10 protein-coding genes are annotated in these 10,880 nt (G+C 62.3%); 8 read left to right on the top strand and 2 right to left on the bottom strand.

Annotation, left to right across the window (positions count from 1 at the left end):
* Positions 1–335: 335 nt before the first annotated feature.
* From msbA to kdsB, 4 genes are all read left to right on the top strand, one after another.
* Positions 336–2,111 (top strand): lipid A ABC transporter ATP-binding protein/permease MsbA, encoded by a 1,776-nt coding sequence (gene msbA, locus MM194_RS18325; RefSeq protein ID WP_033131186.1) that lies wholly within the window; start codon positions 336–338, stop codon positions 2,109–2,111.
* Entirely contained in the window at positions 2,111–3,097 is a 987-nt protein-coding gene (gene lpxK, locus MM194_RS18320; RefSeq protein ID WP_241344344.1) for a tetraacyldisaccharide 4'-kinase, read from the top strand. Before msbA ends, lpxK begins: the two co-directional genes overlap by 1 nt.
* A 265-nt stretch (positions 3,098–3,362) precedes the next feature.
* On the top strand, positions 3,363–3,563 hold the full coding sequence (locus tag MM194_RS18315) for a Trm112 family protein (RefSeq protein WP_033131188.1): 201 nt from the start codon (positions 3,363–3,365) through the stop codon (positions 3,561–3,563).
* Positions 3,560–4,321 carry a 3-deoxy-manno-octulosonate cytidylyltransferase gene (kdsB, locus tag MM194_RS18310; RefSeq protein WP_033131189.1) on the top strand — a complete coding sequence of 254 codons (762 nt, stop codon included), beginning with the start codon at positions 3,560–3,562 and terminating at the stop codon, positions 4,319–4,321. The genes MM194_RS18315 and kdsB overlap by 4 nt, the downstream gene beginning before the upstream one ends.
* 58 nt (positions 4,322–4,379) lie before the next feature.
* Here kdsB and MM194_RS18305 read toward each other — a convergent pair whose 3' ends face one another.
* Positions 4,380–5,027: a response regulator gene (locus MM194_RS18305; RefSeq protein ID WP_241344343.1), complete on the bottom strand. Its 648-nt coding sequence runs from the start codon at positions 5,025–5,027 to the stop codon at positions 4,380–4,382.
* Positions 5,024–6,850, bottom strand: coding sequence for a PhnD/SsuA/transferrin family substrate-binding protein (locus MM194_RS18300; protein ID WP_241344342.1), 1,827 nt, complete (start codon positions 6,848–6,850; stop codon positions 5,024–5,026). Before MM194_RS18300 ends, MM194_RS18305 begins: the two co-directional genes overlap by 4 nt.
* Positions 6,851–7,013: 163 nt before the next feature.
* On the opposite strand from MM194_RS18300, the gene MM194_RS18295 reads away from it, so the two are divergent.
* From MM194_RS18295 to uvrY, 4 genes are all read left to right on the top strand, one after another.
* A complete protein-coding gene (locus MM194_RS18295) occupies positions 7,014–8,630 on the top strand; it encodes an FAD-binding protein (RefSeq protein ID WP_161785833.1) in 1,617 nt (538 codons plus the stop codon).
* An 11-nt stretch (positions 8,631–8,641) separates the two neighbouring features.
* Entirely contained in the window at positions 8,642–9,058 is a 417-nt protein-coding gene (locus MM194_RS18290; protein WP_033131190.1) for a cytochrome c3 family protein, read from the top strand.
* Positions 9,059–9,069: 11 nt separating this feature from the next.
* On the top strand, positions 9,070–9,675 hold the full coding sequence (locus tag MM194_RS18285) for a NapC/NirT family cytochrome c (RefSeq protein ID WP_081966183.1): 606 nt from the start codon (positions 9,070–9,072) through the stop codon (positions 9,673–9,675).
* Positions 9,676–9,923: 248 nt separating this feature from the next.
* Positions 9,924–10,568 (top strand): UvrY/SirA/GacA family response regulator transcription factor, encoded by a 645-nt coding sequence (gene uvrY, locus MM194_RS18280; protein ID WP_011706579.1) that lies wholly within the window; start codon positions 9,924–9,926, stop codon positions 10,566–10,568.
* The last annotated feature ends 312 nt before the right edge of the window (positions 10,569–10,880 follow it).

The following is a 10,880-nucleotide window of genomic DNA, read 5'->3' as shown; positions in this document are numbered from 1 at the left end:
GGCGCCTGGTGGCAGCCCCGGCTGTGGCGAGAGGAATAAGCCGTCATTTCCCATCTGTTTGCCCGAGGTGGCTGGACATGACGGAAATTTAGTCTGATGGGCACGTCGGGTTCATGGTATCCGCATGATGGCTGCCTGATGGCTGCCTGGTGGCAGCCCCGGCTGTGGCGAGAGGAATAAGCCGTCATTTCCCATCTGTTTGCCAGAGGTGGCTGGAAATGGCGGAAATTTAGTCTGATGGGCACGCCGGGTTCATGGTATCCGTGTGGCGGCGCTTGGTGGTTGCCCCGGCTTTGGCTAGAATACCCCGTCATTTCCCTTATTAACGGCTTTTCATGCAACAAGAAACCTCACAAGAGAGCTGGCCTGTCTTCAAGCGCCTGCTCGGGTATGTCCGGGATCGCAAGCTGGGACTGGTTGGCGGCATCATCGGCATGCTGGGCTATGCGGCCGTGGATACCACCTTCGTCTATTCCATCAAGCCGCTGATCGATCAGGGCCTGAACGGCAACGACAGCACTGTGCTGAAATGGATGCCCTTCTTCGTGCTCGGCATCGTCGCCCTGCGCGGCTGCGCCGCCTTCCTCTCCAACTACTGCATGGCCTGGGTCGGCAACCACGTGGTGATGCGGCTGCAGCAGCAGGTGTTCAGCCACCTGATGGCCATGCCCATGAGTTTCTTCGATCGCCAGAACACCGGCAACCTGCTTTCCAAGGTGACCTATGACGCCGGTCAGGTCTCCTCCGCCGCGAGCTCGACCCTGGTCTCCCTGGTGCGGGAAGGGGCGACCGTGGTCGGTCTGCTCGGCCTGATGTTCTGGCACTCCTGGCAGCTGTCGGTGATCTTCCTGGTGGTGGGCCCCGTGGTGGGCATTCTGATTGGCCTCATCAGCCGCCGTTTTCGCAAGATCAGCCGCCACATCCAGCAGGCGGTGGGTGATATCACCACCTCCACCGAGCAGATGCTCAAGGGGCATAAAGAGGTGCTGATGTTCGGTGGCCAGCAGGTGGAGGACAAGCGCTTCTTCACCGTCAGCAACCGGATGCGCCAGCAGACCATGAAGATGGTGGCGGCCGACGCCATCGGCAGCCCTATCGTCCAGATGGTGGCCTCGGTCGCCCTGGCGGTCTTCCTCTACGTGGCGACCATAGACTCGGTCAAGGCGACCCTGACCGCGGGTACCTTCACCGTCATGGTCACTTCCATGATGATGCTGCTCAAGCCGCTGAAAAGCCTGACCGACGTGAACAACCAGTTCCAGCGCGGCATCACCGCCTGCCAGAGCCTGTTCGGTCTGCTCGACTCCACCCCGGAAGAAGACACCGGTACCCGCACCCTGGAGCGGGCCCGTGGCGAGATCGAGTTCCGCAACGTCACCTTCACCTACCCGACCAAAGACACCCCGGCGCTGCACAACATCAGCTTCAAGGTGGAGGCGGGCAAGTCCGTGGCCCTGGTGGGTCGCTCCGGCTCCGGCAAGAGCACCATCGCCAGCCTGCTGACCCGCTTCTACGACATCGAGCAGGGCGAGATCCTGCTGGACGGCGTCAACATCCGCGAATATCGCTTGAGCGAGCTGCGCAAGCAGTACGCCCTGGTCTCCCAGCATGTGCACCTGTTCAACGACTCCGTGGCCAACAACATCGCCTATGCGGCGGAGGATCGCTACAGCCGGGAAGAGATCCAGCAGGCGGCCCGCATCGCCCATGCGGATGAGTTCGTCAGCAAGATGCCCCAAGGCTATGACACCGTGGTCGGTGAGAACGGGGCCTCCCTCTCCGGCGGTCAGCGTCAGCGCATCGCCATCGCCCGTGCCCTGTTGCGCGATGCCCCAGTTCTGCTGCTCGACGAGGCGACCTCGGCGCTGGATACCGAATCAGAGCGTCACATCCAGGCGGCCATCGATGAGCTGTGCAAGGCGCGCACCTCCCTGGTCATCGCCCACCGCCTCTCCACCATCGAGAAGGCGGATGAGATCCTGGTGATCGACGAGGGGCACATCGTCGAGCGTGGCAACCATGCCGCCCTGATGGCCCAGCAGGGCACCTATGCCCAGCTGCGCGCCATCCAGTTTGGTGCGAGCCAACCCGCTGTGAGTCAGCAAGGCTGATGCTGGAACGGCTCTGGTACGGGCGAAGCGGCTGGCGCTGGTGGCTGGCCCCCTTCGCCCTGTTGTTTGCCCTCATCAGCGGCGCGCGTCGCGTCGCCTATCGCCGTGGCTGGCTCAAAAGCTATCGGGCCAGCCTGCCGGTGATCGTGGTGGGCAATCTCTCGGTGGGGGGCAACGGCAAGACTCCTGTGGTGGTTTGGCTGGTGGAGCAGCTGCAGGCCCGTGGCCTGCGCCCCGGCGTGGTCAGCCGCGGCTACGGCGGCAAGGCGCCGCACTATCCGTACCGGCTCGACGCCGCCAGTACCACGGCGCAGGCGGGGGATGAACCCGTGCTCATCGCCAGGCGTTGTGGCTGCCCGGTGGTGGTGGCCCCCAAGCGCAGCGATGCGGTGCGGCTGCTGGAGCAAAGCGGTGAGGTGGACATCATCATCACCGACGATGGCCTGCAGCACTATGCCCTGGCCCGGGACCTAGAGCTGGTGGTGGTGGACGGCATGCGCCGCTTCGGCAACGGCTGCCTGCTACCCATGGGGCCCCTGCGTGAGCCCATGACCCGCTTGAAACGGGTCGATGCCATCCTCTGCAATGGCGGCACCCCCGCCAGAGGAGAGTACCCCATGCAGTTGGTGGCGGATGCGCCGCGCCGGGTGCGGGATGATGCGCTGGTCGGCGAGCCTTTGCCCCGCGCCGTGGATGCCCTGGCCGGCATAGGCCATCCCCCCCGTTTCTTCGCCACCCTGACCAGCCTCGGCTATGAGTTGCAACAGAGCGTCGGCTACGCGGATCATCAGGCGTTCGACAGCACCGAGCTGCTGGCCCGCTTCGGTGAACGCCCCTTGCTGATGACGGAGAAGGATGCGGTCAAGTGCCGGGCCTTTGCGCCGGATAGCTGGTGGTATCTGCCGGTCAGCGCCGAGCTGCCGACCTCCTTGCTCGACACTCTGCTGGCCTCTCTGGCAGTGTCTCGTGCTGGGGATGATAAATAGATAAGTCGTTTATGCTTATGGTGTGATATTTACCTTGTGTAATGACTGCCATATTGGCCTGTTAAGATAAAAATACCGAGTTGTCCGGCGCGAATGCCAGGCCGGTGCCGCGAAAGGCACCTCGTTTTGGGTTCCGGACATGGATATTACATTGCTCGACATCGTTGCCGTCGGGCGCAGCCGAAGGAGTCTCGTTATGGCTCCGGACATGCCTATTACATTGCTCGACATCATCGTCGTCGGGCGTCGCTGAAGGAGTCTCGTTTTGGCACTGGATATTAAACTGCTCGACATCATCGCCTGCCCGGTTTGCAAGGGGAAGCTGCACTATCAACCGCAATCTGACAAGGCGCCACAGGAGCTCATCTGCCGCTTCGACAGACTGGCCTATCCGCTGGAGGAGGGGATCCCCGTCCTGCTGGAGAACCGGGCTCGCCATCTGCCCCTGGAAGAGCTGAAGCCATGAGTTTCGTCGTCGTCATTCCGGCCCGCTACGCCTCTACCCGGTTGCCGGGCAAGCCGCTGGCGGACATCCATGGCAAGCCCATGGTGCAGCACGTGGTGGAAAAGGCCCTGCAGTCCGGTGCCGAGCGGGTGATAGTCGCGATCGATGACGAGCGGGTGCGCAGCGCGCTGGCGCCGTTTGCAGCGCAGGCCGGCGTCGAGCTGTGCATGACCTCGGCCGATCATCAGTCCGGCACCGAGCGCCTCGCCGAGGTGTGCCGTCACTACGGCTTCACCGCCGAGACCATCGTTGTCAACGTGCAGGGGGATGAGCCGCTCATTCCGCCCGCCATCATCCGCCAGGTGGCCGACAATCTGGCCGGCGCGAGTGCGCCCATGGCCACCCTGTCCGTGCCCATCGTGGATGCCGAAGAGGCGTTCAACCCCAACGCGGTCAAGGTGGTGACGGACAAGGATGGCTACGCCCTCTACTTCAGCCGCGCCAGCATTCCCTGGGACAGGGATCGCTTCGCCCAGAGCCAGGAGCAGATCGGGGCACATTACCAGCGCCACATCGGCATCTACGCCTATCGCGCTGGTTTCATCCAGCGCTATGTGGACTGGGCGCCGAGCCAGCTCGAGCAGATCGAGGCCCTGGAGCAGCTGCGGGTGCTCTGGTACGGGGAGAAGATCCACGTGGCCCAGGCGCTGGAAGCTCCCCCGGTCGGGGTGGATACCCAGCGCGATCTGGACAAGGTGCGTGCGTTGCTGGCCCTTTGAGGTCGGAGTGTCCATCCGAGAAAAACGGCGCCAAGAGGCGCCGTTTTTCTATTGCCGCTCAGACAGGGGCCGGGTTGTCCAAATCCATCGCTCGAGCCGGATAACGAGACTGAGCCTCCGTCAGCAGCTGTACCAACTGCAGCGGGGTCGTACAACCCATCTTCTTCATCATGTTGTGGCGGTGGATCTCTGCGGTGCGCAGGGCGATGCAGAGCCGATCCGCTATCTGCTTGTTCTGCATGCCCTCCTGTACCAGTTCCATGATCTCCCGCTCCCGTGGCGACAGCAGATCGAGCCGCGTCTGCAGCACCTGGCGGGCGAGCTGACGCTCATGTGCCGCGCGGCTGTGGGCGCAGGCGCGGCCGATCGCCGCCAGCAGCACCGCCGAATCCACCGGCTTCTCCAGCAAGTCGAAGGCGCCCTGCTTGAAGAGGCTGACCGTCGTGGCGACATCCGCCTCACCGGTGAGGAAGACGATGGCAAGGGTATTCGGGAGCCGGTTCAGCGCCTCCTGCAGCTCGCCACCGCTCATCCCAGGCATGCAGAGATCGAGGATCAGGCAGCCAGGCTGGCTCAGATCGGCCTCGGCCAGGAAGCTGCGGGCCCCGTCGTAGCTCTGCAGCCTGATCTGCACCGCCTCCAGCAGCCAGCCCAACGACGCCCGCACGGCGGGATCATCGTCGACCAGATAGACGTTATCCTTCATTCCTGCTCTCCTTCTTCCAGTGGCTGGAGCGGTAGCGAGAAGGCGATCACCGCCCCCTGCGGCACCGCTTCCGCCCAAATGGTGCCCCCATAGGATTCGATGATCCGCTTGCAGATGACAAGGCCGAGGCCCAGCCCCTCTTTCTTGCTGGTGTGAAACGGCACGAAGAGATGGGCCCGCTGCGCCTCTGTCATGCCTGTGCCGTTGTCATGAATGCTGATGGTCACCCGATTGGCCTCTATCCGCTGGCGGATGGCGATGCATGGCGGCCGCGTGTCGGGGTTGAGCGCCACCGCCTCGCTGGCGTTGCAGAGCAGATTGACCAGCACCTGCTGCATCAGGGTAGGGTCTATCCGCAGATGGACGGGTTCCCCCTGTGGCAGGTGCAGGCTGATGCGCTGGCGCACGAACTGGTCGTGGAACAGTGGCAGGGTACCGCGCAGCAACTCGTCGAGGGAGATCAGGCGATCCTGCACCTCACCCTTGCGCATGAAGTCGCGCAGCCGGGCGATGATCCCCTTGGCCTGGCTCACCTGGGCGAGGGCCAGGTCTAGCCCTTGCTCGACATCGGCCAGCGCCGGCGGTACTGCCGCCAGACGCAGCCGACAGCCCGCCAGATAGTTGTTGAGGGCCATCAACGGCTGGTTCAGCTCGTGGGCCATCCCGGCCGCCAGTTCGCCGGACAGCAGCACCCGCTGTGCCGAGAAGAGCTGGCTCTGCTGCTGGTTCAGGCGCTCGGCCGCGAGGCGATTGTCGGTCAGCGCCCGGGTCAGCCGCGCGTTGCTCTCCTTGAGCTGGCGGGTGCGCAGCTGGATGAGGTACTTGACCCTCAGGTGATAGCCCCCCAGCAGCAGCAGCCCCCCCAGGGCGATCAGCAGCCAGCCGCGATACTGATACCAGACCTGCACCGCCAATGGTTGCGCGTTGGCGGCGTCCAGCTGCTGTTGCAGGGCAATGACGGCCGCATCCTTGACCGGCACCGTCCAGTGCCGATAGTGGCCGGCCCGGGCGGCGGCCGAGTCGGTGGGGATCTCCAGCAGCACCTTGGCCAGATCCCGGGCGAAGCCCTCGTTGACGTGGGCCATCTTGGCCAGGCTCAGGGTGGGATAGAGCGGGGTCGAACTCTGGCAGGGGAGCACGGATTGGGGTTGCGGCATGATGACGACGAATTGATCGGCGTCATAACGGCCCTGGGCGATGGCCTGCTCCAGGATGCAGGTCGGCAGTATCGCCACCTCGGCGCGCCCCTCCGCCAGGTGGCGCAGCAGATCCTCCTGTGGCAAGCCGGCGAAGACCAGGTTGGGGAAGGCCTCCTCGGGGTGAAGCCCGGCCCTGAGCCAGAGCCCCTGCATGATCTGAAAGCCGCCGAAGGCCTCCGGGCTGGTGGCGACGATGCGCTTGTGTCGCAGCGTCTGCCAGTCGCCGACGGGAGGCGCGTCGGCGCGGCCGATGAGGGTCGAGCCGACCGCTTGCTCGGCCGAGCCCCGCAGGGGGCTCAGGCTCAGGAGGCGTACCGCATCATGCTGACGCTGATAGTCGAGAAACTTGAGGCCATTGCTGATGACGAAGTCCAGGGTGGCGGAGGCGACGAGCTGGTTGAGGCTGCGCACGTCCCCGCTCACCAGCAGAAACTGATACTGCGGCAGGCGTCGATTGAGGTAATCCACCGTCGGTTGCCAGCGGGCCTTCTCGGAGCCGGGCTGATCGAAGGCGATGACACCGATGCGGATCACCGGCCTGAGGTTGGTCTGCCACTCCTTGGCGGGGGTCGGCCCGAGCCAGCTCAACCAGAGCAGGGAGGCACAGAGGATGAAGCGGCCCATGAATTCGTGGCTCCTGGAGGGGGACATGGGGAAGGAGACCCAATAGGCGTCACCGCGTCCTTGATGCAGATCAAGTTTGGCGCCGATCTGCGGTCAGCCACTATGGAGCGGCGACCGCGCATTATGGACCATGGCGCTCTTCTTCAGTAGCAGAGAGTGCATCATGCAAGAGAATTCCAATCGTTCCCGGCGCGATTTTTTGACCAAGGGCCTGCAGACAGCCGCCTTTGCGTCCATCGCCGCCGCCCTGCCCGCGGCTGCGGCCGCCAGTCAGACCCAGAGCTGCATCGACCCGACTCAACTGCCCTGGGACGAGGAGATGGACATTCTGGTCGTCGGCAGTGGCATCGCGGGCTCCGTTGCGGCCATCAAGGCAGCAGAGACCCGGGCCGGCATGAAGATCGTCATCGCCGACAAGATGTCCCGTCTCGGCGGCTCCTCCCTGATCTCCGGCCTCAACATGGCGGTGGTCGGTTCCCGGTGGCAAAAAGAGATGGGGGTGACGGATGACAGCTGGGAGCTGCTCTATGGGGACATGGAGAAGGAGTCCAAGGGCTTTAATCATCCCGAGATCAGCAAGGTCGTCGCGCAAAACAGCTTGCAGCTCTTCGATTTCATGGCCGAGCACGGCGTCGAATATGACAAGAGCATGGGCAACGGCACTGGGGTTAAAAACCTCGGCGGTCACTCCCGCGCCCGGGTCGTATGGCCAAAAGAGGGGGGGACCGGTGTCATCAAGAACCTGCATGGCTACATGGCCAAGCACCTGCCCAACATCGAGATCCGCAAGCGGGTCAAGCTGGAAGAGATCTATCGGGATGCGACCGGCCGCGTGGTAGGGGTGCGGGTGCGCGAGGAGTATTTCTTCGATCTGAATACCCCCGACTTCGGCCGCAACGACGATCCCGCCTTCAACGGTACGGGCGTCACCAAGCTCTACAAGGTGAAGCGGGCGCTGGTGATGGCCTCTGGTGGCTTCAATCAGGATCGCAAGTTCCGCGGCGATGAGATAGGCGTGCTGCACGATTGTGTCTCTACCGCCAGTCCAGGCGCCACCGGCGGCGCCCTCAAGTGCATGATGCAGGCGGGCTTCAAACCGGTGCACATGACGCTCTTCCGCTTCGCCTTCGCCATCCCCACCGAGGATATCAACTGGGGCATTCTGGTGAACCCGCAGACCTGCAAGCGTTTCATCAACGAGCACAACAACAACGACCGTCAGGGTCTGGGGCTGGCGATCCTGGCCGAGCGGCGCAAGCTCAAGCCCGGTCAGCAGGCGATCCTCATCTATGACCAGACCGGGGTGGACAGTTATCACGACAAGCAGCGGTTCCAACTCTCGCTGGAGGCGAAAAATGGCACCGAGGGCACCATCTGGAAGTTCGATACCCTGACCGAACTGGCGGCCCGCTTCGAGATGGATCTGGACAAGCTGGAGGCGACCATCGCCGAATACAACGCCAACATGGCCAAGGATCAGGATGCCTTTGGCAAGCCAAGAGCCGTGGTGGGCAGCGCCATCGCCATCGGCAAGGCGCCCTATTACGCCATGTATCTCAATCCCCGTTACAACTACAGCCAGGGTGGCGCCCTCATCACCCCCAGGGCCGAAGCGCTGGATGTGGTCAGTCAACAGCCCATTCCCGGCGTCTTCGTCTGCGGTGAAGCCGCCGCCGGTACCTTCGGTTATATCCGATTGACCGCCTGCAGCAGCCTGGATAGCGGTGTCTATGGCATGATCGCTGGCGAAAATGCCGCTAAAACAGAGCCTTGGGCTTAAGGAGCAGAGGAATGAGACCATTATTCCTGACCCTGATGGCGCTGGCGGGCCTCTGGTTTGGCGGTGGCGCCCTGGCCGAGGCGGGGGCTCCTGTCACGGCGATGACGCCCGTCTCCCCGGCGGCCAGCCATAGCCTCAAGCCGCATCATGGCAAGCTCGGCTTCACCTGTGAGAACTGCCACCAGGGGAAGGATCCCAAGCAGTACCAGCGGCTCAAGACCGAGGACTGTCTGGCGTGTCACGGCAGCGCGCAGAAGGTGGCGAATCGCACCCGTTTCATGGATGCGAACCACACCAATCCGCACAACTCGCTGCACGACAAGCTGGATCTCGATTGCTACGAGTGCCATGCCGAGCACAAGCCGTCCCAAAATCTCTGCCAGACCTGCCACGACAATACCCGTGACTGGTTTGGTCCCACCCCCTAGGAGCCTTGTTGATGAATCGAATGAAATTCGGTCTACTGTTGGCGTGCGTCCTGGGTCTGGTCTCCCTGGGGATCAGCCTGATCGGGGCCGAGGTGGTCAAGGCGACCGGTGACGAGCGCTTCTGTGGTTCCTGCCACGAGATGAAACCCATGGTGGAGGCCTATCGGCATGATATTCACGGGGGTAGCAACAGGGTGGGCTTCAAGGCGGAATGTGCCGATTGTCACCTGCCCCATGACAACACCTTCAACTATCTGCTGAAGAAAGCGACCAGTGGTCTCAACGACGTCTACAAGGTGACCCTGACCGATACCAGCAAGATCGACTGGCTCGGTAAGCGGGATAGGCGCGAGGAGTTTGTCTACGATTCGGGCTGCCTCTCCTGTCACCAGGGATTGCTGGAAAAAACGGTGGCCACCAACCCCAAGTCACTGCAGATGCACGCCCATTACCAGGAGATGCAACAAAAAGGGGAAAAACTCCAATGCGTCTCTTGCCACGTGACCATTGGCCACAACGGCGAGCTGCGCAGCCGCCTCAACGAGACCCAGCCGGAGTATCAATTCCAGCATGATCTGCGGGCCAGGGAGGCGGCCAAGGCGGGCACGGCCAAGTAATCGCCGTTTACCCTGCCTTAAAAAGCCCTGGATGGAAATTCGGGGCTTTTTTCATTGTGGTGGTGGTCTGCGGCGACGAACCGCTTCAAAGTTGAATCTGTGTATAATCATTTGATAATAAACAGTATTCATGAGCAGTTTCAAACTTTCACAGGGCATGGTTTGCCAAATCATCGAGTTTGGTTATGATGCAAGACGCCGTGTTAACCCTAACTGGCATATAACGAGATAAAAAACGGGGTGTATGGGTGATTAATGTATTCCTGGTCGATGATCATGAGTTGGTGCGTACAGGGATAAGACGCATTTTGGAGGATGTCCGCGGGATCAAGGTGGTGGGCGAGGCACAGAGCGGCGAGACAGCCGTGACCTTCTGCCGGCAACACCACCCCGACGTGATCCTGATGGACATGAACATGCCGGGCATCGGCGGCCTGGAGGCGACCCGCAAGATCCTGCGGATCCGGCCCGATGTGCGCATCATAGTGCTGACCATTCATTCAGAAAACCCGTTCCCCACCAAGGTGATGCAGGCGGGCGCCGCCGGTTATCTGACCAAGGGCGCGGCCCCGGACGAGATGATCCACGCCATCCGGCTGGTGCACTCCGGCCAGCGTTACATCTCCCCGGAGATCGCCCAGCAGATGGCCCTCAGCCAGTTTGCCTCGGCGGACGAGAACCCCTTCAAGTCCCTCTCCGAGCGCGAGCTGCAGATCATGATGATGATCACCAAGGGGCAGAAGGTGACCGACATCTCCGAGCAGCTCAACCTGAGCCCGAAGACGGTCAACAGCTACCGCTATCGGCTGTTCAGCAAGCTCAACATCAATGGCGATGTGGAGCTGACCCATCTGGCCATTCGCTATGGCATGCTGGATGCCGACACCCTGTAAGCGGGTGTGATGGACTCTTATGGATAAATAGAGGCGGCCCGAGCCGCCTTTTTGCTTTGTGCTCCCGTGGCCAGGAGGTTTTGCTTTCAGAGGCCCTTTGCTTTCAAACAAGGGGGCGCAGTATGATCTCTCCCGTGAATTTTCGTTTGCCCTGAGCCGAGTCGCCGATGTCCCTTCCCGAGCCCCTTTTCGATAGCCAGGCCTTGCCGAGTGCCCTGATCCACCATAGCTATGTCTGTTGCGGAGATCATCATGACGGCGTCTGAACTTCTCTTCGACAGCAAGGCGTTTCTGAGTGCGGTCATGAACCAT

The organism is Aeromonas sp. MR16 (genome assembly GCF_022549315.1).
In the GTDB taxonomy this organism is placed as follows: Bacteria; Pseudomonadota; Gammaproteobacteria; order Enterobacterales; family Aeromonadaceae; genus Aeromonas; species Aeromonas aquatica.
Note: the sequence above shows the minus strand (reverse complement) of the source record. Positions and strands in the feature narration are given on the sequence as shown.